The organism is Pseudomonas sp. UYEF17, assembly GCF_040546125.1.
Lineage (GTDB): Bacteria > Pseudomonadota > Gammaproteobacteria > Pseudomonadales > Pseudomonadaceae > Aquipseudomonas > Aquipseudomonas putida_Z.
On record NZ_JBEPNE010000015.1, the window covers coordinates 107,900 to 128,059 of the forward strand.

Annotated in this window: 18 protein-coding genes and 5 tRNA genes; 14 read left to right on the forward strand and 9 right to left on the reverse strand. The window is 62.2% G+C overall.

Annotated elements, in window-relative coordinates:
- Positions 1-126: 126 nt before the first annotated feature.
- From ABIB24_RS20340 to mgtE, 7 genes are all read left to right on the forward strand, one after another.
- Positions 127-1,362 (forward strand): aspartate kinase, encoded by a 1,236-nt coding sequence (locus ABIB24_RS20340; protein ID WP_013973645.1) that lies wholly within the window; start codon positions 127-129, stop codon positions 1,360-1,362.
- Between the two features lie 165 nt (positions 1,363-1,527).
- Positions 1,528-1,716: a carbon storage regulator CsrA gene (gene csrA, locus ABIB24_RS20345; RefSeq protein ID WP_003254503.1), complete on the forward strand. Its 189-nt coding sequence runs from the start codon at positions 1,528-1,530 to the stop codon at positions 1,714-1,716.
- 72 nt (positions 1,717-1,788) lie between these two features.
- Positions 1,789-1,879: transfer RNA gene (locus ABIB24_RS20350), tRNA-Ser, on the forward strand.
- A gap of 106 nt (positions 1,880-1,985) precedes the next feature.
- A tRNA-Arg gene (locus ABIB24_RS20355) sits at positions 1,986-2,062 on the forward strand.
- A 71-nt stretch (positions 2,063-2,133) separates the two neighbouring features.
- Positions 2,134-2,210: transfer RNA gene (locus ABIB24_RS20360), tRNA-Arg, on the forward strand.
- Between the two features lie 73 nt (positions 2,211-2,283).
- Positions 2,284-2,360, forward strand: a tRNA-Arg gene (locus tag ABIB24_RS20365).
- 514 nt (positions 2,361-2,874) lie between these two features.
- Entirely contained in the window at positions 2,875-4,317 is a 1,443-nt protein-coding gene (gene mgtE, locus ABIB24_RS20370; protein WP_025340118.1) for a magnesium transporter, read from the forward strand.
- 226 nt (positions 4,318-4,543) lie between these two features.
- Here the strand turns inward: mgtE and ABIB24_RS20375 are convergent, their stop codons facing one another.
- Entirely contained in the window at positions 4,544-4,870 is a 327-nt protein-coding gene (locus tag ABIB24_RS20375) for an Arc family DNA-binding protein (RefSeq protein ID WP_003254499.1), read from the reverse strand.
- Between the two features lie 345 nt (positions 4,871-5,215).
- Here ABIB24_RS20375 and phnN point away from each other — a divergent pair, with 345 nt between their 5' ends.
- The 3 genes from phnN (at position 5,216) to ABIB24_RS20390 (ending at position 7,632) form a co-directional block, all read left to right on the forward strand.
- A complete protein-coding gene (gene phnN, locus ABIB24_RS20380) occupies positions 5,216-5,809 on the forward strand; it encodes a phosphonate metabolism protein/1,5-bisphosphokinase (PRPP-forming) PhnN (protein ID WP_085589085.1) in 594 nt (197 codons plus the stop codon).
- 111 nt (positions 5,810-5,920) lie between these two features.
- A tRNA-Arg gene (locus tag ABIB24_RS20385) sits at positions 5,921-5,997 on the forward strand.
- Positions 5,998-6,303: 306 nt separating this feature from the next.
- Positions 6,304-7,632 (forward strand): MFS transporter, encoded by a 1,329-nt coding sequence (locus ABIB24_RS20390; protein ID WP_085589083.1) that lies wholly within the window; start codon positions 6,304-6,306, stop codon positions 7,630-7,632.
- 188 nt (positions 7,633-7,820) lie between these two features.
- Here ABIB24_RS20390 and ABIB24_RS20395 read toward each other — a convergent pair whose 3' ends face one another.
- Both ABIB24_RS20395 and ABIB24_RS20400 read right to left on the reverse strand, forming a co-directional pair.
- Positions 7,821-8,147 carry an AzlD domain-containing protein gene (locus ABIB24_RS20395; RefSeq protein WP_025340115.1) on the reverse strand — a complete coding sequence of 109 codons (327 nt, stop codon included), beginning with the start codon at positions 8,145-8,147 and terminating at the stop codon, positions 7,821-7,823.
- A complete protein-coding gene (locus tag ABIB24_RS20400) occupies positions 8,144-8,878 on the reverse strand; it encodes an AzlC family ABC transporter permease (RefSeq protein WP_137164551.1) in 735 nt (244 codons plus the stop codon). The genes ABIB24_RS20395 and ABIB24_RS20400 overlap by 4 nt, the downstream gene beginning before the upstream one ends.
- Positions 8,879-8,999: 121 nt before the next feature.
- On the opposite strand from ABIB24_RS20400, the gene ABIB24_RS20405 reads away from it, so the two are divergent.
- Together ABIB24_RS20405 and ABIB24_RS20410 are read left to right on the forward strand one after the other, a co-directional pair.
- Positions 9,000-9,878, forward strand: coding sequence for a LysR family transcriptional regulator (locus ABIB24_RS20405; protein ID WP_137164550.1), 879 nt, complete (start codon positions 9,000-9,002; stop codon positions 9,876-9,878).
- Between the two features lie 91 nt (positions 9,879-9,969).
- Complete coding sequence (locus ABIB24_RS20410; protein ID WP_289514610.1) at positions 9,970-10,968, forward strand: diguanylate cyclase; 999 nt, start codon at positions 9,970-9,972, stop codon at positions 10,966-10,968.
- A 243-nt stretch (positions 10,969-11,211) separates the two neighbouring features.
- Here ABIB24_RS20410 and lpdA read toward each other — a convergent pair whose 3' ends face one another.
- From lpdA to ABIB24_RS20430, 4 genes are read right to left on the reverse strand one after another with little or no spacing between them, the layout of a single operon-like run.
- Positions 11,212-12,591, reverse strand: coding sequence for a dihydrolipoyl dehydrogenase (lpdA, locus tag ABIB24_RS20415; RefSeq protein ID WP_038410063.1), 1,380 nt, complete (start codon positions 12,589-12,591; stop codon positions 11,212-11,214).
- Between the two features lie 2 nt (positions 12,592-12,593).
- Positions 12,594-13,880 carry a dihydrolipoamide acetyltransferase family protein gene (locus tag ABIB24_RS20420; RefSeq protein WP_274079315.1) on the reverse strand — a complete coding sequence of 429 codons (1,287 nt, stop codon included), beginning with the start codon at positions 13,878-13,880 and terminating at the stop codon, positions 12,594-12,596.
- Positions 13,881-14,939 (reverse strand): alpha-ketoacid dehydrogenase subunit beta, encoded by a 1,059-nt coding sequence (locus ABIB24_RS20425; RefSeq protein WP_015271253.1) that lies wholly within the window; start codon positions 14,937-14,939, stop codon positions 13,881-13,883.
- 1 nt (position 14,940) lies between these two features.
- A complete protein-coding gene (locus ABIB24_RS20430; RefSeq protein WP_274079314.1) occupies positions 14,941-16,173 on the reverse strand; it encodes a 3-methyl-2-oxobutanoate dehydrogenase (2-methylpropanoyl-transferring) subunit alpha in 1,233 nt (410 codons plus the stop codon).
- Positions 16,174-16,371: 198 nt separating this feature from the next.
- Between ABIB24_RS20430 and bkdR the strand changes: the two genes are divergently transcribed.
- Positions 16,372-16,857 (forward strand): Bkd operon transcriptional regulator BkdR, encoded by a 486-nt coding sequence (bkdR, locus tag ABIB24_RS20435; RefSeq protein WP_012273540.1) that lies wholly within the window; start codon positions 16,372-16,374, stop codon positions 16,855-16,857.
- Between the two features lie 24 nt (positions 16,858-16,881).
- Here the strand turns inward: bkdR and ABIB24_RS20440 are convergent, their stop codons facing one another.
- The gene (locus ABIB24_RS20440) at positions 16,882-17,466 is read right to left on the reverse strand and encodes a hypothetical protein (protein ID WP_137164547.1); all 585 of its coding nucleotides are present in this window, start codon (positions 17,464-17,466) and stop codon (positions 16,882-16,884) included.
- 250 nt (positions 17,467-17,716) lie between these two features.
- On the opposite strand from ABIB24_RS20440, the gene ABIB24_RS20445 reads away from it, so the two are divergent.
- Positions 17,717-19,057, forward strand: a complete 1,341-nt coding sequence (locus ABIB24_RS20445) for an MFS transporter (protein WP_003257254.1) — start codon at positions 17,717-17,719, stop codon at positions 19,055-19,057.
- Positions 19,058-19,399: 342 nt separating this feature from the next.
- On the opposite strand, the gene ABIB24_RS20450 is transcribed toward ABIB24_RS20445, so the two are convergent.
- Positions 19,400-20,143 carry a flagellar brake protein gene (locus ABIB24_RS20450; protein WP_137164546.1) on the reverse strand — a complete coding sequence of 248 codons (744 nt, stop codon included), beginning with the start codon at positions 20,141-20,143 and terminating at the stop codon, positions 19,400-19,402.
- Between the last annotated feature and the right edge of the window lie 17 nt (positions 20,144-20,160).

Here is a 20,160-nt window from a genome sequence, read left to right on the forward strand (position 1 = left end):
GGGCCTGTACGGCTAATTCTTGCGCTCAAATTCGAGTGCAAGAATTAGCCACACAGGCCACTCCCATCCGGCCTCTTCATGTTGGATTGTTTTTTGGGGCCCTGTATGGGCTGAGGCACCATTGAAATGGCGTTGATCGTACAGAAATTTGGCGGCACCTCTGTCGGTTCCATCGAGCGGATCGAGCAGGTAGCCGATAAGGTCAAGAAACACCGTGAGGCGGGCGACGACCTGGTGGTTGTGCTGTCGGCCATGAGCGGTGAAACCAATCGCCTGATCGACCTGGCCAAGCAGATCACCGATCAGCCGGTTCCGCGTGAACTGGATGTGATCGTGTCGACCGGTGAGCAGGTCACCATTGCCTTGCTGACCATGGCCTTGATCAAGCGTGGTGTGCCAGCGGTGTCCTACACCGGCAACCAGGTGCGCATTCTCACCGACAGCGCGCACAACAAGGCGCGCATCCTGCAGATCGACGACCAGAAGATTCGTGCCGACCTCAAGGAAGGCCGCGTGGTCGTGGTAGCGGGCTTCCAGGGCGTCGACGAGCACGGCAGCATCACCACCCTGGGCCGTGGTGGCTCCGACACCACGGGCGTGGCCCTGGCGGCTGCGCTGAAGGCTGACGAGTGCCAGATCTACACCGACGTCGATGGCGTCTACACCACCGACCCGCGCGTTGTGCCGCAGGCCCAGCGCCTGGAGAAGATCACCTTCGAAGAGATGCTGGAAATGGCCAGCCTCGGTTCCAAGGTGCTGCAGATCCGTTCGGTGGAGTTCGCCGGCAAGTACAACGTTCCGCTGCGCGTGCTGCACAGCTTCAAGGAGGGTCCGGGTACCCTCATTACCATTGATGAAGAGGAATCCATGGAACAGCCGATCATTTCCGGTATCGCCTTCAACCGTGATGAAGCCAAGCTGACCATTCGCGGCGTGCCGGACACCCCGGGCGTGGCCTTCAAGATCCTCGGCCCGATCAGCGCCTCGAACATCGAGGTCGACATGATCGTGCAGAACGTTGCCCACGATAACACCACCGACTTCACCTTCACCGTACACCGCAACGAGTACGAGAAGGCGCAGAGCGTGCTGGAAAACACTGCCCGCGAAATCGGTGCCCGTGAAGTGATCGGCGACACCAAGATCGCCAAGGTCTCGATCGTTGGCGTCGGCATGCGTTCGCACGCCGGTGTTGCCAGCCGCATGTTCGAAGCCCTGGCCAAGGAGAGCATCAATATCCAGATGATCTCCACCTCCGAGATCAAGGTTTCGGTCGTGATCGAAGAGAAGTACCTGGAGCTGGCCGTACGCGCGCTGCACACCGCGTTCGAGCTCGACGCTCCGGCACGACAGAGCGAGTAATACGCTGCCTGGAAGGGCGCGGCTTGCCGCGCCCTTCGCGTTTCTGCTCGCCACACAGGCCTGTCCTGCCCTGTGTGGCGAGTAACCGGGCCCTGGTCGTCGTCCACGACCAGGCCGCGACACCCAAGACTGTTACCCCTGAATGTTTTGCGTAAGGAGAAAGCTATGTTGATTCTGACTCGTCGGTGCGCCGAGAGCCTGATCATTGGAGACGGCGAGATCACCGTGACGGTGCTCGGCGTCAAAGGCAACCAGGTGCGTATTGGCGTCAGCGCCCCGAAAGAAGTGGCTGTGCACCGCGAGGAAATCTACCTGCGGATCAAGAAAGAGAAGGACGAGGAGCCAAGCCTTTAATTTTTTTGAAGTTTTTTTCAAAAAAAGGGTTGCAAACGAGGAAGAGCCTGTTTAATATTCGCCTCGTGTTGCGGTGAGGTGGCCGAGTGGCCGAAGGCGCTCCCCTGCTAAGGGAGTATACCTCATAAGGGTATCGGGGGTTCGAATCCCCCCTTCACCGCCATTATTCGCTTAGGGCGCTGTAAGCAGTAAGAACGCTAAGTAGTTGATTTTAAACGAAAAAGTTCTTGCAAAAATGTTTCAGCGACCTATAATGCGCGGCAAGACACGGACTCATAGCTCAGCTGGATAGAGTACTCGGCTACGAACCGAGCGGTCGGAGGTTCGAATCCTCCTGAGTCCGCCACTTTTGAAGTGGCTTTGTTTGCAAGGCTGCTTCAAACAACCAGTGGTAATCTGGTCTAAAACTACCATCGCGGACTCATAGCTCAGCTGGATAGAGTACTCGGCTACGAACCGAGCGGTCGCAGGTTCGAATCCTGCTGAGTCCGCCACTTTTTGAAGTGGCTCTGCTTGCAAAGGCACTTCAACCAACCAGTGGTAACCTGGTCTAAAAAATACCACCACGGACTCATAGCTCAGCTGGATAGAGTACTCGGCTACGAACCGAGCGGTCGGAGGTTCGAATCCTCCTGAGTCCGCCACACCAAATCAAGAAGCCCGCTCAATTGAGCGGGCTTTTTGTTTTTCTGCGCCAATGAATTGTTGGTGATGTCGATCTAAGCTCTTCTGTAGATTGAGCGTGTGCCTTTGGGGTCGCTGCGCGACCCTTTCGCGACACAAGGCCGCTCCTACAGAAGTACGCGATCCCTTGTAGGAGCGGCCTTGTGTCGCGATGGGCTGCAAAGCAGCCCCAAGATCGATCAGGCACCGCATGCACATCCGGCACACAACAAATGTAACTTGACCGCCAGACCCACCGTCGCACTGATAGCCTCGAGCGTTGTCCCAGCTTTATCACGCAAACGATTGTTCTGGCCAAAATTTTAAGCGATCTGACAGCTTTAGCAGTGTATGATTGCGCCCGTCAGCCCCGCCGGGGCTTGTGGAAAACCACCATGGACTTACCCAGTAGTTACTCGCTAACAAGATTCATACAGAAAGATCTGACCGATTGATTCTCCCGGCGTGCTCCGCTGCTGGGAGTGGAGTTCGCCTATGACTGAAGTAGAAGTAAAAAAAGCGCAGGAAAGCCTGCAGGACCGCCTGGCCCAGGTGGTCGAACTGCTGCAACGCCAGCGCGTGGTCGAAGACCTGACCCATCGTCAGGAAGGCGCCCACAACGACCTGGTGGAAAACCTGGTCCACCGCCAGAACCTCGTCGAGCTGCAGCGCAAGCTCGATGACCTGCACCCCGCCGACATCGCCTACATCCTCGAAGCCTTGCCCCTGGAAGACCGCCTGACGGTCTGGCAGCTGGTGCGCTCGGATCGCGATGGCGACATCCTGCTGGAAGTGTCCGACGCCGTGCGGCAATCGCTGATCGCCGACATGGACGATCACGAACTGCTCGCCGCCGCCAAGGAAATGGACGCCGACGAGCTGGCCGACCTGGCTCCTGAGCTGCCGCGTGACGTTGTTCACGAGCTGATGGAAACCCTCGATGCCCAGCAACGCGAGCGCGTGCGTTCGGCGCTGAGCTACGACGAGGAGCAGGTTGGTGCGCTGATGGACTTCGAGATGGTAACCATCCGCGAAGACGTCAGCCTGGAAGTGGTGTTGCGCTACCTGCGCCGCCTGAAAGAGCTGCCGAACCACACCGACAAACTGTTCGTGGTCGACTATGACGGCATTCTCAAGGGCGTATTGCCGATCAAGCGCCTGCTGGTCAATGACCCGGAAAAGAAGGTGGCGGAAGTCATGGCGACCGACCCGGTCTCCTTCCACCCCGAGGAAGATGCCTATGATGCGGCGCAGGCCTTCGAGCGTTATGACCTGGTATCTGCGCCGGTCGTGGACAAGAACGAACGCCTGATCGGCCGCTTGACCATCGACGAAATGGTCGACCTGATTCGTGAAGAAAGCGAGAGCGAAGTGCTGAACATGGCCGGTTTGCGCGAGGAAGAAGACATCTTCGCCTCGGTCTGGCGTTCGCTGCGCAACCGCTGGGCCTGGTTGGCCATCAACCTGATTACTGCTTTCGTTGCGTCGCGAGTGATCGGCCTGTTCGAAGGTTCGATCGAGAAGCTGGTGGCCCTGGCTGCGCTGATGCCGATCGTGGCGGGTATTGGTGGCAACTCCGGTAACCAGACCATCACCATGATCGTGCGCGCCATGGCGCTGGACCAAGTGTCGCCGGGCAACACCAGCCGCCTGATGCGCAAGGAGCTGGCGGTATCGCTGCTCAACGGCCTGATCTGGGGCGGGGTGATCGGTGCGGTGGCGTTCTGGCTGTATGGCAGTTGGTCGTTGGGCCTGGTGATGACTGCGGCGATGACCTTGAACCTGCTGTTGGCGGCCTTGATGGGAGTGTTGATCCCGATGACCCTGACGCGCCTGGGGCGCGACCCGGCGATGGGCTCCAGCGTGATGATTACCGCGGTGACCGACAGCGGCGGGTTCTTCATCTTCCTCGGGCTGGCCACGCTGTTCCTGCTGTAGCCGTTTAACTTCCACAAGCTGATGAGGTTCTTGTGGGAGCGGCCTTGTGTCGCGAAAGGGCTGCAAAGCAGCCCCGGAAGTATGCGCAGTGCCGCTGGCATCGCGGGGCCGCTTTGCGGCCCTTTCGCGACACAAGGCCGCTCCCACAAAGGCAGTGATCCTACAGCGGCGGTAAGCCCACAAAAAAGCCAGCTTACGCTGGCTTTTTCATGTTCGGCTGCAAACCTCAAGAGGCGTCGGCAGCCATTTCCACATCGTGAGCGATGAGGGCGACCAGCGCGTTCTGCTGGCGGTGCGACAGTTGGCGGAAGCGTTGCAGCAACTCGCGTTCATGCAGGGACAGTTCAGGGCTGTCCAGGCGCATGCTCAACTCGTCACCCAGCGCACCTTCCTGGATAAGGCTCTGTTCCAGGCGCGCGATGATTTCGGAGTTCATGCTGCGGTGATGGTTGCGCGCTACCTCGGCAATGCGCTCACGCATCCCGTCTGGCAGGCGGACGACGAACTTGTCAGCGGTGCGGCTCGAATAAATAGCCTGTTTCATTGGGCGCATATAAATTGACCGGATTTTGGTTCAGGGGAAGCGGTTCTCAAATTGGCCGCACGGGGTGGTAGTACGACCGTGGCGACGACGAAATGTTCAACCGTCTGTGAAAAATGGATGCTCATCTTGCCTCATGGTCGCCGTTTCCTTGGCGTCAATTCTGTGACAAATAGTGAGCCGGATAAAGGCTTTGTGCCAGTACCAATTATCAGAAATGAGTACTGGTTTGAAAAGTTTTACATGTTCCGACTTGTCCAATCGTCAGACTTTTGCCGTCAAAAACTGGTAAAAAGCAGCAAAAGGCTGGGAAAGCCCCTAGAATGTGCCGGTTTCCCTCCATAGAGCATAGTGGCTATGCAACATGACGCAAGCGACCGCCAATCAGGGACAGGTCGGTTGATATATCTGGTAGGACCGTCGGGTTCCGGGAAAGATTCCCTGATCGATGCTTCTCGTGAGCGATTGGCAGCCGCCGGGGTGGAAATCGCCCGTCGCGTCATTACCCGGTCGGCCGAAGCCAAGGGCGAAGCCGCCCATGGAGTCTCGGCCGAACAGTTCGAAGCACTGCGCGCGCAAGGCGCGTTCGCCATGCATTGGCGAGCCAATGGCCTGGATTACGGCATTCCACTGCAGGTGGACCAGTGGCTGGCGGAGGGCAGGGCGGTGCTGGTGAATGGTTCGCGGGCTTATCTGGCCGAGGCGCGTCGGCGCTACCCGAACCTGTTGGCAGTGCTGGTCGAGGTCCGGCACGAGGTGCTGCGCGAGCGCTTGGTGGCCCGCGGCCGGGAAAGCGCAGAGGAAGTCGAGCAGCGCCTGGCACGTAATGCTCGCTTGCAGGCGCTGGCCGATCCGTCGCTGCATGTGCTGGACAACTCCACCACCCTGGAAACCGCGGTCGCGGCATTGTTCGCGCTTTTGCGTGATGAAGGCGTGCTGCCGCAGGTGTAGCATTGGCAGAAAAGGATTACGCGAAAAAGCCCGCTTGAGGCATGACAAACGCCAGCATGCTGGTTAACATGCTGGCCGTCCTGCTGTGCAGCGTCCGCTGCCGGTACTTGCGTCTCAGTAGCTCAATTGGATAGAGCATCCCCCTCCTAAGGGGAAGGTTGCAGGTTCAATTCCTGCCTGGGACGCCATTTCCTATCTCTCATATTCTCATACCCCTCTCACCCAGCGTTGGCCAGCAACGATGGCGTGCTCCATATGTTGCTCGCTTGTGCCTGCGTTCGCCTGCCATCGCAGCCGTCCCCGTGTGCTTGACCGAGATGTCGCATTCTTTGGAGTAACCCTTACATCACCCCAGGTCATGTGAGTTTACTGTCTTCGCCATGAGCTTCATGGATGGCTCAGCAGCGATCGATTGCACTCCAAAAATAATCGGATCTCCCTGCAGGCCAACGCTTGCGGGCGGTCTGCGCCGAGCAGCAACAAAGGCCAAACCCATGACCAATAAACATAATATTTCCCTGGAAGACGCCCCGCTCAACAGCTTCCACAAGAAGCTCGCCATCTACTCCTCGGGTGCGCCGTTTCTGGATGGCTATATCCTGAGCATCATTGGCGTGGTCCTGGTGCAACTCAGCCAGTCGCTACAACTGTCCGTGCTCGAAGAGGGCCTGGTAGCCGCCGCATCGCTGGTTGGCATGTTCTTCGGCGGTTTCGTCGGTGGGCTGTTTACCGACAGGTTGGGCCGCAAGACGCTATATGTGCTGGTGCTGGTTGCACTCACGCTGTTTTCCCTTGGCCAGTTCTGGGTCACCTCAGCCGCCGCACTGATTGCCCTGCGCTTTGCTCTGGGTGTCGCCATTGGCGCCGACCACCCACTGGCGACTTCGCTGCTGGCCGAGTTCCTGCCGCGCAAGCAGCGGGGTTCGATTCTCGCCAGCCTGGTGATGATGTGGTTCGTCGGTGCTGCCATGGCCTATGTGGCCGGTGAATTCATTCTGCGCAGCATGGGGCCGGAAGCCTGGCGCTGGGCCTTGGCGAGTGCGGCGGTGCCTGGCGTGCTGTTCCTGATCATGCGCGCCGGCACCCCGGAATCGGCCCGTTGGTTGCTGAGCAAGGGGCGCATCGAAGAGGCCGACCAGGTAGTGAAAAGGGTTTATGGCAACAGCTTTTCCATCACCGACCTGGCCGAAGCGCCGTCGATTCGCAAGGTGTCGGTCTGGTCGCTGTTCCACTCCAGCTATGGCAAGCGCATCTTCTTCGTCAGCATGTTCTGGACCTGCTCGATCATCCCGCAGTTCGCCATCTACGCCTTCGCCCCGAAGATCCTTTCGGCCATGGGCCTTACCGGTGACCTGGCGGCGTGGGGCGCTGTGGCGATCACCGTCATCTTCGTGTTCGGTTGCTTGCTGGGCGTGAAGCTGATCAACCCCATGGGTCGGCGTAACATGCTGATCCACAGCTTCCTGTGGTCGGGCCTGGCCTTGCTGCTGTTGGGGCTGTACCCGGACGGGGCAGGGCTGGTGACCCTGGCGCTGTTCGGCAGCTATGCATTGTTCATTGGCGGGGCGCAGGTGTTGCAGTACGTGTACCCGAACGAGCTGTTCCCAACCGAGGTCCGGGGTTCGGCCGTTGGCCTGGCAACCTCCTTGTCGCGTATCGGTGCCGCCATCGGCACCTACCTGGTGCCCATGTCGCTGGAGTCGCTCGGCATTGCCAACACCATGATCGTGGCGTTCGGCATTTCGATGGTCGGGCTGCTCTGCACCTGGCTGATGGCGCCCGAAACACGCTCGCTGGACCTGGCCAAGGCCAGCGCGGTCTGATACTGCAAGAAGCCACCGAGCGGACGCTGGCCGTGTAGGAGCGGCCTTGTGTCGCGAAAGGGCTGCGCAGCAGCCCCGGCCATGTCAGCTGTGAAGCCAAAATCCTGGGGCCGCCTTGCGGCCCTTTCGCGACACAAGGCCGCTCCTACAGGGGCCGTGTAGAGCAGGAATATCAGCGCTGACGCATCCTACATCCCCAAATGCTTCAAGGCCCACAGCACTCCCATGCCCACAATCAGCGTCAGCATCGTGCTGCGCGTACGCCACGCCACCAGCGCGGCCAGTATCGCCGCTGGTATCTGCGGGTTCATCCAGTCGAACCCCGCCTGCCTGTCAGGGAATACCACAGCCGGCAGTACCAATGCCGCCAGCACACTGGCCGGCACATACGCCAGGGCGCGGCGAAACAGTGGCGGGATGCGCAACACCGTGTGCAACTCGATGAACGACAGGCGGATGGCGAAGGTGCCCAGGCCGATCAGAATGAAGGTTATCCACTGGGTCGTTTCGCTCATGATGCTTCCTGCTCGGTATTGGCGTCTGCCACGGTTTGCTGTTTTTGCCCGCTCTCGATGGCCAGCCCGGCGATGATGCCGCCCAGCGCGCCAGCCAGCAGGCCCAGGTTGTAGGGCAGGTTGGCGGCCAGCACGGCGAGCACGCCGCCGGTCAGCGCTGCGCCAAGCGTGGCCGCATTGCGAATGCCGGGTATCAACAGGGCCAGGAATGACAATGGAATGGCAAAGCCCAGCGACCAGTCTTCAGGAATGCTCGCGCCCAGGTACATGCCCGCCAGCACCGAGAGGTTCCAGCCGAAGAACATGGTGATTGCCGTACCGGCATAGTAGGGGTAGGCATGCTGCCCGAGCCCGCCCGAGCCCGTCTTCAGCGTGCACAGGGCGAAGGACTGATCTGACAGCATGTACGCCATCGGCCACTTGTGGCGGCGCGGCAGCTGGCCCAGGTGCGGGGCCAGGCTGGCGCTGTACATCAGGAAGCGCAGGTTGATCACCAGAGCGGTGACTACCATGGTCACCGGCAGGGCGGCGCTTTGCATCAACTGCATCACCACCATTTGCGCCGAACCGGAGTAGAACAGCAAGGTCATGCCGATGGCATCGGTTGGCGACAGGCCCATGCCGATCGCCGTGACCCCGGTGATCAGGCCGAAGGGCACGATGCCGGAGGTCAATGGCAGGGCGCTGTGGGCACCTTGCCTGAACGCTTGGGTCCCGCTTGGATACGGCATTTGAAATCCTTGAAAGAGTGCAGACGGTGCAAGGGCGGTACGTCCACGTTAATGCGCGCGACAGTTGGCCTCAACGTCAGATTTCTGGAATAGTAGGCCTAAAAAAAATAGGCCTGAAACCGTGCACCTCGATACTCCTACCCGGCACTCGCTGCAGCTCAATGCCCTGCGTGCCTTCGAAGCGTCAGCCCGCCTGGGCGGTTTTGCCCGTGCCGCACTCGAGCTGAAGGTGACCCCGGGGGCCATCGCCGCCCTGGTCAAGACCCTGGAAAGCGAATATGGCGCGGCCTTGTTCGAGCGCCATGCCAAAGGCGTGCGCCTGACGCCCTTGGGCGAAAGCGTGAAAGGCCAGTTCACCGAGGCGTTCGACGCAGTGGAAGCCGCTGCACGCACACTGCGCCGCCTGGCCGCACCGCAGCGGGTGCATATCGTCACATCGCCTGCCCTGGCGCAGTTGTGGATAGGGCCACGCCTGCCGGAACTGACCCGGCTGCTGGCACCCATCGAGATCTCGGTGACGGCGGTGGATGAGCCGCCCAACCTGAAGCGCAGCCCGTTCGACCTGTGCCTGTTCTACACCGAAAAGCCCGAGCGCTGGCAACGCAGGATAGCCACGGAAGAAGTCCTGCCCGTGTGCGTGCCGGCCCTGGCCGCCAGCATCGCCAAGCCCGAGGACCTTGCCGACGCCCGTTGCATCGCCGACGTGGGCTGGAACGACTGGGCGGTGTGGACGGGGGCGGTGATGCCCGGACACAGGTTCGTTGCCCGTGGGCCGGGTTTTTCCCTGTACTCGATCGCCCTGCAGCAAGCCTTGCTGGCCGCCGGGGTGCTGATAGGGCGCAGAAGCCTGGTGCAACGCTACCTCGACAGCGGCGAACTGGTCGCCCCCATCGACCGCGCGGTGCCACTGGGCATGACCATCGCCGCATGGCGGCTGCCGGGTGCCAAGGGCAACCAGGTGGTTGCCGCAGTGGAGGAGGCGCTGTTGCAGTTGGCTTGAGCGTCCTCGATCCATGCCTGTCCTCAGCGCCGCAAAAACAGGGCGTCGGGGCTATTCTGTTCGGGTGCGCCAGGAGCCAGGGAGAGCGTCCATGAGTCAGGAAACCCGGCCGGTACCCGCCGGCTTCAGTGAACAGCAGTTGCATACGTTGTTCGATCTGATCAGCGATGGTATCTGGGACTGGAATGCCAATACCGGCTACGTCTATCGCAACCCGGGCTGGTACGCCATGCTCGGCTACCCCAGCCACTCCATGGCCAACTCGGTGCTCACCTGGGAAAGTGTGATCCACCCGGAGGACTACCCGCGGGTGATGGCGCATTTCGAGGCATACATCAACCAGCGCAACGAGCATTACTTGGTCGAATACCGCTGCCGTTGCCACGATGGCGGCTACCTGTGGATCGAAGACAGCGGCCACATCATCGCCCGTAACGAGGACGGCTCGGTGGCGCGCATGCTCGGTGCCCACCGCAACATCGACGCCAACAAGCGCCTGGTAGCGCAACTGGAGCAGAGGAACCAGTCGCTGGAAAGCCAGGTGGCCGAACGCACCCGCGAGCTGTCCTGGGTGAACCAGCAGTTGCAGCGGCAGCTGGATGAAAACCGCGAGCTGGCCGAGCGCGACGCGTTGACCCGCATTGCCAACCGCTATCGGCTGGAGAAGGCGCTGCAACTGGAGTGCGAGCGTGCACAGCGCTTTCGCCAGCCGTTGTCGCTGATAGCCATGGACGTGGACGACTTCAAGCCGATCAATGACCGCTATGGCCATGCCCGTGGCGATGCGGCGCTGGTGCGGGTGGTCGATGTCCTGCGTGCTTGCCTGCGGCAGCAGGACCTGCTGGCGCGCTGGGGTGGGGACGAATTCGTCATCGTATTGCCGCAGGCCTCGCTGGGCGAGGCGCTGGAGGTGGCAGCACGCTTGCGCCAGGCGATGGTGCAGGTGGAGCCGGTGGGCGATTGCCAGCTGACCATGAGTTACGGCGTGGTGCAATGGCAGGAAGGGGAGGACCAGCATGCACTGCTGGCGCGTGCCGACACGGCGCTGTACCGGGCCAAGGATGCTGGCAAGAACGCGATAGCCGAATAGGCCGCCTGGCGCAGATCCCCTGTAGGAGCGGCCTTATGTCGCGAAAGGGCTGCGAAGCAGCCCCAGGGTTTCAGCGAGGATGCACAAATTGCCGGGGCTGCTTCGCAGCCCTTTCGCGACACAAGGCCGCTCCTACAGCGGTCGCGCTAGCTTCAGCGTCTCGGACCGCCGTAAGGCCTGAATGAAAAAAGACCCGCAACGCCTGGGGCGCTGCGGGCCAAATCGGCCTCGGCCGCTTCAGTGTCAGATATGCAGGGCGTGGCCCAGGGCGCGTAGTGCCGCTTCCTGTACCGCCTCACCCAGTGTCGGGTGGGCATGGATGGTGCCGGCCACATCCTCCAGGCACGCGCCCATCTCCAGCGACTGGGCAAACGCCGTCGACAACTCGGAAACCGCCACGCCAACCGCCTGCCAACCCAGGATCAGGTGGTTGTCACGGCGCGCCACCACCCGCACGAAACCGCTTTTCGATTCCAGGCTCATGGCCCGGCCATTGGCAGCAAACGGGAACTGCGCGACGATGCAGTCCAGCCCTTGCTGGCTGGCTTGCTCCGGGGTCTTGCCGACCACCACCACTTCCGGGTCGGTGAAACACACCGCAGCAATCGCGCTGGGTTCGAAACGGCGTGCCTTGCCGGCGATGATCTCGGCGACCATCTCGCCCTGGGCCATGGCCCGGTGCGCCAGCATCGGTTCGCCGGCCACGTCGCCGATGGCCCAGACGTTGCGCATGCTGGTCTGGCAGCGCTCGTCGATGGCGACGGCGGCGCCGTTCATCTTCAGGTCCAGGCACTCCAGGTTGAAACCTTGCGTGCGCGGCCGACGGCCCACGGCCACCAACACCTGGTCGGCTTCCAGGCGCAGTTGCCCACCCTGGCCATCACGGGCCAGCAGGCAGCCGCCTTCGTAACCCTCGACGCTGTGGCCCAGGTGCAGGGTGATGCCCAGTTTCTTCAGCGATTCGGCCACCGGTGCGGTCAGCTCGCTGTCGTAGGTCGGCAGGATGCGCTCGCGCGCTTCCACCACGCTGACCCGTGCGCCCAGCTTGCGGTAGGCGATGCCCAGCTCCAGGCCGATATAGCCGCCGCCCACCACCACCAGGTGCTGCGGCAGGGTTTTCGGCGCCAGGGCTTCGGTCGAGGAAATGATCGGCCCGCCCAGCGGCAGCATCGGCAGTTCGACACTGCTGGAGCCAGTGGCCAGCAACAGGTGCTCGCACTGGATGCGCTGGCCATCGACCTCGACCTGCTTGCCGTCGAGCACCTTCGCCCAGCCATGGATCACCTTGACCCCGTGCTTTTTCAGCAGGGCTGCGACGCCGGTGGTCAGGCGGTCGACGATGCCGTCCTTCCAGGCCACGCTCTGGCCGATGTCCAGGCGCGGCGAGGCAACGCTGATGCCCAGCTCCGACGGGCCGGCAAAGCGCGAAGTCTGGTGGAACTGCTCGGCGACGTGGATCAGCGCCTTGGAGGGGATGCAGCCGATGTTCAGGCAGGTACCGCCCAGTGCCTGGCCTTCCACCAGCACGGTGGGAATGCCCAGTTGCCCGGCGCGGATGGCAGCCACGTAGCCGCCAGGGCCGCCGCCGATGATCAACAGGGTAGTCTGGATAGTCTGTTGCATGCTCACTCCACGAACAGGCAGGCGGGTTGTTCGAGCAGGCCACGCACGGCCTGGATGAACAGCGCGGCGTCCATGCCATCGACCACGCGGTGGTCGAACGAGCTGGACAGGTTCATCATCTTGCGCACGACGATCTGGCCGTCGATCACCACAGGCCGCTCGACCATGCGGTTGACACCGACGATCGCCACTTCCGGGGTGTTGACCACCGGTGTGCTGACGATACCGCCCAGGGCGCCCAGGCTGGTCAGGGTGATGGTCGAACCGGACAGCTCGTCGCGGCTGGCCTTGTTGTTGCGGGCAGCGTTGGCCAGGCGCGAGATCTCGCCGGCATTGCTCCACAGGCTGCCAGCTTCGGCATGGCGCAGAACTGGCACCATCAGGCCGTTGTCACCCTGGGTGGCGATGCCCACATGCACCGCGCCATGGCGGGTGATGACCTGGGCTTCGTCGTCATAGGTGGCGTTGATCTGCGGGAAGTCGCGCAGTGCCACGACCAGCGCACGCACCAGGAACGGCAGCAGGGTCAGCTTGCCGCGGCTGTCGCCGTGCTTGCTGTTGAGTTGCTGGCGCAGTGCTTCCAGGGCGGTGACGTCGATTTCTTCCACATAGCTGAAGTGCGCGACCCGGCGCTTGGCGTCCTGCATGCGCTGGGCGATCTTGCGGCGCAGGCCGATCACTGGCACCTGCTCGCTGTCGGTGCGCTTGGCATAGCCGCTCGGGGCTTGTCCGCCAGCGCTGTGCGGCTTGCTCATGAAGGCGTCGAGGTCTTCGTGCAGGATGCGCCCGGCCGGGCCGCTGCCATGCACGTAACGCAGTTCGATACCGGCATCCAGGGCACGCTTGCGCACCGCCGGCGAGGCCAGCGGCTTGTCGCCTGGCTGGCGCGGCACGATCGGGGCTGCCTCGTGGTTGACGGGCGCCTGGCACGCGGCCGGTCTTGCTTCCTTCTGCGGCTCTGGCTTGGCGGCTACCGGGGCAGCGGGGGCCTCGACCTGTTCGGGCTTGGGCACATCCTTGGTGGGCACATCCACATGGTTGCCGCTGCCTTCCACTTCGATGCGGATCAGCTCGCTGCCGACCGCCATCACTTCACCGGGCTGCCCACCCAGTGCCAGCACCTTGCCGCTGACCGGCGAAGGGATTTCCACGGTGGCCTTGTCGGTCATGACGTCGGCCACTACCTGGTCTTCGGCGATCATGTCGCCGACCTTGACGAACCACTCGACCAACTCGACCTGCGCGATGCCTTCGCCAATGTCCGGCATCTTGATGACGTGCGTGCCCATTCAGACCTCCATGACCTTTTTCAATGCCGCACCTACCCGCGAAGGCCCTGGGAAGTAAGCCCATTCCTGTGCGTGGGGGTAGGGGGTGTCCCAGCCGGTGACGCGCTCGATCGGCGCCTCCAGATGGTGGAAGCAGTGTTCCTGCACCAGCGACACCAGTTCGGCGCCGAAGCCGCAGGTGCGGGTGGCCTCGTGTACCACCACGCAGCGGCCGGTCTTTTTCACCGACTCGACGATGGTCTCCAGGTCCAGCGGCCACAGGCTGCGCAGGTCGATCACCTCGGCGTCGACGCCGGTTTCTTCGGCGGCCACCTGGGCCACGTACACCGTGGTGCCGTAGGTCAGCACGGTCACGTCATTGCCGGGGCGGGTAATGGCCGCCTTGTCCAGCGGCACGCTGTAGTAGCCATCGGGCACCGCGCTTTGCGGGTGCTTCGACCACGGCGTTACAGGGCGGTCGTGGTGGCCGTCGAACGGGCCGTTGTACAGGCGCTTGGGTTCCAGGAAGATTACCGGGTCATCGCATTCGATCGAGGCGATCAGCAGGCCCTTGGCGTCATACGGGTTGGACGGCATGACAGTGCGCAGGCCGCACACCTGGGTGAACATCGCTTCCGGGCTCTGGCTGTGGGTCTGGCCGCCATAGATCCCGCCACCGCAGGGCATGCGCAGGGTCAGCGGGGCGATGAACTCGCCGGCCGAACGGTAACGCAGGCGCGCCATCTCGGAAACGATCTGGTCGGAGGCCGGGTAGAAGTAGTCGGCGAACTGGATTTCCACCACCGGGCGCAGGCCGTAGGCACCCATGCCCACGGCGGTGCCGACGATGCCGCTCTCGGAGATCGGCGCGTCAAACACACGGGACTTGCCGTACTTGTTCTGCAGGCCTTCGGTGCAGCGGAACACGCCGCCGAAGTAACCGACGTCCTGGCCGTAGATCACCACATTGTCGTCGCGCTCGAGCATGACATCCATGGCCGAGCGCAGGGCCTGGATCATGGTCATGGTAGTGGTGGCCATGGCGGTTTCCGGGTTGATGCTGTTGTTGTGGTCGTTCATGTCAAACCCCCAGTTCCTGGCGTTGACGGCGCAGGTGGTCGGGCATTTCCTTGTACACGTCCTCGAACATCGAGGCGGCACTCGGGATGTGACCGTTGGCCAGGGTGCCGTACTGCTCGGCTTCCTTCTGCGCGGCGATCACCGCGGCTTCCAGCTCGGCAGTGGTGGCCTGGTGTTCTTCCTCGGACCAGTGGCCGATCTTGATCAGGTGCTGCTTCAGGCGGGCGATCGGGTCGCCGAGCGGGAAGTGGCTCCAGTCATCGGCCGGGCGGTACTTGGACGGGTCGTCCGAGGTCGAGTGCGGGCCGGCACGGTAGGTGACCCACTCGATCAGGCATGGGCCCAGGCCGCGACGGGCGCGTTCTGCGGCCCAGCGCGAGGCGGCGTACACGGCGACGAAGTCGTTGCCGTCAACCCGCAGCGAGGCAATGCCGCAACCCACGCCACGGCCGGCGAAGGTGGTCGACTCGCCACCGGCGATGGCCTGGAAGGTGGAGATCGCCCACTGGTTGTTGACCACGTTGAGGATCACCGGGGCGCGGTACACGTGGGCGAAGGTGAGGGCGGTGTGGAAGTCCGACTCGGCGGTTGCGCCGTCGCCGATCCACGCCGAGGCGATCTTGGTATCGCCCTTGATCGCCGAGGCCATGGCCCAGCCGACCGCCTGCACGAACTGGGTTGCCAGGTTGCCGCTGATGGTGAAGAAACCGGCGTCGCGTACCGAATACATGATCGGCAGCTGGCGGCCCTTGAGCGGGTCACGCTCGTTGGACAGCAGCTGGCAGATCATCTCGACCAGCGACACGTCGCGGGCCATCAGGATGCTTTGCTGGCGGTAGGTGGGGAAGCACATGTCGGTGCGGTTCAGCGCCAGGGCCTGGCCGCTGCCGATGGCTTCTTCACCCAGGCTCTGCATGTAGAAGGACATCTTCTTCTGGCGCTGGGCGACCACCATGCGGCTGTCGAAAATCCGTGTCTTGAGCATGGCGCGCATGCCCTGACGGAGAACTTGCGGGTCGATGTCTTCGGCCCACGGGCCTTGCGCGTTGCCTTGCTCGTCGAGCACGCGGATCAGGCTGTAGGACAGGTCCGCGGTGTCGGCAGCGTCGACATCGACTGGGGGTTTACGGGCTTGACCTGCATCGTTCAGGCGCAGGTAAGAGAAATCGGTCTGGCAGCCTGGCCGGCCGGTAGGCTCGGGCACATGCAAACGCAGGGGGGCGTACTCGTTCATGCTTTTTACGCTCGCTCGGGTATTTGTTTTTGTGAGCTCTGAAGCGGCCGCCGCTGAGTACCGGCTTGTGACTGGTAGGTCAGCGTCCCCTACATCTTAGTGGGCCGGCAGGAGAATTTTTCTCTCAAGTTGATTGCCTTTGCCGAGCAGGGCAGATAAACATTCCGCATAAACACAAAAAACCGGTGATTTTGTCTCATGCGCAAACTCGATCGTACCGATATCGGCATTCTCAACAGCCTGCAGGAAAATGCCCGCATCACCAACGCCGAGCTGGCCCGCTCGGTAAACCTGTCCCCCACACCCTGCTTCAACCGGGTGCGGGCCATGGAAGAACTGGGGGTGATCCGCCAGCAGGTGACCTTGCTGTCGCCCGAGGCGTTGGGGCTGGACGTGAACGTGTTCATCCATGTAAGCCTGGAAAAACAGGTCGAGCAGTCGTTGCACCGTTTCGAGGAAGAAATTGCCGAACGGCCAGAAGTGATGGAGTGCTACCTGATGACGGGCGATCCGGACTACCTGTTGCGGGTACTGCTGCCCAGCATCCAGGCGCTGGAACGGTTCCTGGATTACCTGACTCGGTTGCCAGGGGTGGCCAACATCCGTTCCAGTTTTGCCTTGAAGCAGGTGCGCTACAAGACGGCCTTGCCGCTGCCGGCCAATGGCATGACCTTGCGGGAGTAGCCGTCCGAGTACTGCGCTTGCTGGTCAGGTCAGCTGAATATCGCTCAGGAAGAATTCGAGCACGTCACCGGTGCGCTCGCCGGCGTTGAGGTAGTACTGGCGGCCCAGGTCAAGTACCGGGACATTGTCCGAGAGCGACTCCGCAACACGGTAGCCGTTCATGTCCCGCAGGTAGAAGGGAACAAAGCCGGCGCTCTCCACTGTGCCGTCCCATGGCTGGAGCGTTTCGATTTTCCAGTAGGGCCGGGTACGTAGCAGGTTGTACGGATGTGGGGCGTTGAGCACAGCCCGGACCCGCCCGGCCACATGCGTACCATACAGGCCTAGCCAGCCATTGGAACTGCTTTCAAGCCTGGCGCCAATATAGGCCCAGTGTTCTGCGCAGGTAATGTAGTAGTGCGTGCGGTCTTCACGGTGCTCGATAAATTCGAAATGGAATGCAAGTCGTTGGAATTCATTTGCACTGCGTGGCACGCTCCTGCGCGCGGCGGTGGTGCACAGCCAGCCGTCTTCATCCAGGCCAAGCACTGGGTGTACGTTGTTGTCCGCAACAACTATCTGGCCACGGTGGACGTTAGAAAGTGTAGCGGTGAAATTGGCCCTTATCATGTAAGTCTCCGATGATTGCTGAGGCGGTAGCCCAGGCTAAGGCACTGCCTGTCGACTTGGGACATGGATGCGTTTCAGCCAACGGAAGGGGGTGCCTGTCAGCCTGCTGTACAGGCCTGATCGCGACATGACCTGCACCGGACGCGCCCCGGCAACAGCATTTTACCCGCCACCGCACTCATTCCTTGGCATTTGCCCTTATGCTTGTCTGCAACCCATCGCCACCTGACCCGGGAGCCGCAAGGGACTTATGCGAAATATCTGGAAGCCGTTTCAGTCGTTGTATTTCGCCGCGCTGATGATGTTGATCGGCTCGGGCCTGCTCAGTACCTACCTGGCCCTGCGCCTGGCAGCCGATCATGTCGACAGCCTGTGGGTGGGTGCCTTGATGGCGGCCAACTACTTTGGCCTGGCGGTAGGCGGCAAGGTCGGCCACCGGTTGATTGGCCGGGTAGGGCACATTCGCGCCTATGCCACTTGCGCCGGCATCGTCGGCGCGGCGGTGCTCGGCCATGGCTTGACCAGTTGGCTGCCGGCCTGGGTCGGGCTGCGGATGATCGTCGGCCTGGGGATGATGTGCCAGTACATGGTCATCGAGAGCTGGCTGAACGAGCAGGCCGACGTGAAGCATCGTGGCGCGGTGTTCAGCGGCTACATGATCGCCTCGTACCTGGGCCTGGTGCTCGGCCAGCTGATCCTGGTGGTGCACCCACAGCTTGGCCTGGAGCTGCTGATGCTGGTGGCCATGTGTTTCACCCTGTGCCTGGTGCCGGTCGCCATGACCCGGCGCATACACCCCGCACCGTTGCGCCCGGCCCCGATGGAGCCGAAGTTCTTCATCAAGCGCGTGCCGCAGTCGCTCAGCACGGTGCTGGGTTCGGGGCTGATCGTCGGCTCGTTCTATGGCCTGGCGCCCTTGTATGCCTCCAGCCAGGGCATGACTACCGAGCAGGTCGGTCTGTTCATGGGTAGCTGCATCTTTGCCGGCCTGCTGGTGCAGTGGCCGCTGGGCTGGTTGTCTGACCGCTACGATCGGGCAGTGCTGATCCGCAGCGTGGCGGTGGGGTTGGCGCTGGCCTCGGCGCCGCTGGCGATGCTGCCCAGCGTGCCGCTGGAGTTGCTGTTCGGCATAGGCTTCGTGATTTCGTTGCTGCAGTTCTGCCTGTACCCGCTGGCGGTGGCGTTTTCCAACGACCATGTGGAAAGCGAACGGCGGGTGTCGCTGACCGCGATGCTGCTGGTGACCTACGGCGTGGGCGCGTGTATCGGGCCGCTGGCGGCAGGCGTGCTGATGAAGGTGCTGGGCCCGCAGATGCTGTATGCCTTCTTCGTGTTCTTTGCCCTGGTGCTGGTGTGGCGCATTCGGCCGAAGGCGGTCACCGGGCTGCACCAGGTGCAGGATGCGCCTTTGGGCCACGTTGCCATGCCGGCTGCCGGTTCGCCACTGTCGGCGGCGCTGGACCCCCGGGTGGATGAGCAGACGGTACAGGAGGTGATGCAGGCGCCGGTGGCGGCGGAGGATACCGAGGCGGAAGAGAAGGGGGCTGACAAGGAGCCTGAGCCGGAAGGTGAGGTCAGCAAGTCGGTGTAGGCCTGTGTGCCGGCCTCTTCACGGGCACGCCCGCTCCCACAGCGACCGCGCAGCGTTCAAGGCATGCGTTGTACCTGTGGGAGATCTGTCGCGTAGAGAACTGAATCCGCAAGCAGTACGCGTACCCTGTGGGAGCGGCTTTAGCCGCGAAGAATCCAACGCGGTGCATGGCACCGGCTGCGCCGGTGTTCGCGGCTAAAGCCGCTCCCACAGAGTCCCTGCTAATTCAATGAGTTATGTGCAGTTCTGTGGGAGCGGGCGTGCCCGCGAAGAGGCCGGCACAGGAGAAGCACAAATGAAAACGCCACCTTGATAGGTGGCGTTTTTGTACTCGGCCGACGATCAATAGTCGTCCTTGTCGAACCGCCGCGCCTCACGCTGCAACTGGTACACGAAGCTCTCGACCTTGCGCTGCGCCTGCCCGGTAAGGTTATGGAAGCGCACGCCGGCAAAGGTGGTGTTGATCCGCTCTTCATAGTGCAGGTGGCGCAGCTCGACCATGGTGTCGACCAGGCCCAGCGGGTTGCCCGCCTTGAAACGCTCGTACACCTGGCCCAGTTGCAGGCGATCCTCGACATTGCCTTCGAAGCGCAGTTTGCAGCCGGTGGCGGAGATGTCCAGCAGCTTGCCACGCAGGGCGCCGTTGCCCTTGAGGTGGGCGCCATCGAGGATGACATCGACCAGCTGCGACAGCTTCAGCGCGGCGCGGAACGCATTGCGGCGCTGGTGGTAGGTCATCTCCAATGGCATGGCGCCGCGGTAGCAGCGGTTGCCATCGACTTCGCTGATCTTCAGCTCGTGGTTGCAGTCCCAGGCGATGCGCACGCCATCGTGGAAGCCTTCGACGCGGAAGTGTTCGCCGTTCTCGATGAACTTTTCACCGTCGCGCGGGATCATCTCGTCCAGCGCCAGGGTGTTGCTTTCACGGTCCACGTGCACCACGTAGCTCTGGAAGCGCTGGCTGCGGTCGTGGAAGGTGATGATCAGAGGGTCGTGGCTTTCCTGCAGCTGCCGCAAGTTGGCCGCAATCTCCAAAGGGGTGTTCAGCACCTTTGGCGGCTGCGGGGCATCGGATTCATTGAACACGGCTTATCGTTCTCCAG

Bases quoted from the DNA above. Each gene is read 5' to 3' on its own strand.
- ABIB24_RS20340 (WP_013973645.1), top strand. From the start codon at position 127: ATGGCGTTGATCGTACAGAAATTTGGCGGCACCTCTGTCGGTTCCATC.
- csrA (WP_003254503.1), top strand. From the start codon at position 1,528: ATGTTGATTCTGACTCGTCGGTGCGCCGAGAGCCTGATCATTGGAGAC.
- mgtE (WP_025340118.1), top strand. From the start codon at position 2,875: ATGACTGAAGTAGAAGTAAAAAAAGCGCAGGAAAGCCTGCAGGACCGC.
- ABIB24_RS20375 (WP_003254499.1), bottom strand. From the start codon at position 4,870: ATGCGCCCAATGAAACAGGCTATTTATTCGAGCCGCACCGCTGACAAG.
- phnN (WP_085589085.1), top strand. From the start codon at position 5,216: ATGCAACATGACGCAAGCGACCGCCAATCAGGGACAGGTCGGTTGATA.
- ABIB24_RS20390 (WP_085589083.1), top strand. From the start codon at position 6,304: ATGACCAATAAACATAATATTTCCCTGGAAGACGCCCCGCTCAACAGC.
- ABIB24_RS20395 (WP_025340115.1), bottom strand. From the start codon at position 8,147: ATGAGCGAAACGACCCAGTGGATAACCTTCATTCTGATCGGCCTGGGC.
- ABIB24_RS20400 (WP_137164551.1), bottom strand. From the start codon at position 8,878: ATGCCGTATCCAAGCGGGACCCAAGCGTTCAGGCAAGGTGCCCACAGC.
- ABIB24_RS20410 (WP_289514610.1), top strand. From the start codon at position 9,970: ATGAGTCAGGAAACCCGGCCGGTACCCGCCGGCTTCAGTGAACAGCAG.
- lpdA (WP_038410063.1), bottom strand. From the start codon at position 12,591: ATGCAACAGACTATCCAGACTACCCTGTTGATCATCGGCGGCGGCCCT.
- ABIB24_RS20420 (WP_274079315.1), bottom strand. From the start codon at position 13,880: ATGGGCACGCACGTCATCAAGATGCCGGACATTGGCGAAGGCATCGCG.
- ABIB24_RS20425 (WP_015271253.1), bottom strand. From the start codon at position 14,939: ATGAACGACCACAACAACAGCATCAACCCGGAAACCGCCATGGCCACC.
- ABIB24_RS20430 (WP_274079314.1), bottom strand. From the start codon at position 16,173: ATGAACGAGTACGCCCCCCTGCGTTTGCATGTGCCCGAGCCTACCGGC.
- bkdR (WP_012273540.1), top strand. From the start codon at position 16,372: ATGCGCAAACTCGATCGTACCGATATCGGCATTCTCAACAGCCTGCAG.
- ABIB24_RS20440 (WP_137164547.1), bottom strand. From the start codon at position 17,466: ATGATAAGGGCCAATTTCACCGCTACACTTTCTAACGTCCACCGTGGC.
- ABIB24_RS20445 (WP_003257254.1), top strand. From the start codon at position 17,717: ATGCGAAATATCTGGAAGCCGTTTCAGTCGTTGTATTTCGCCGCGCTG.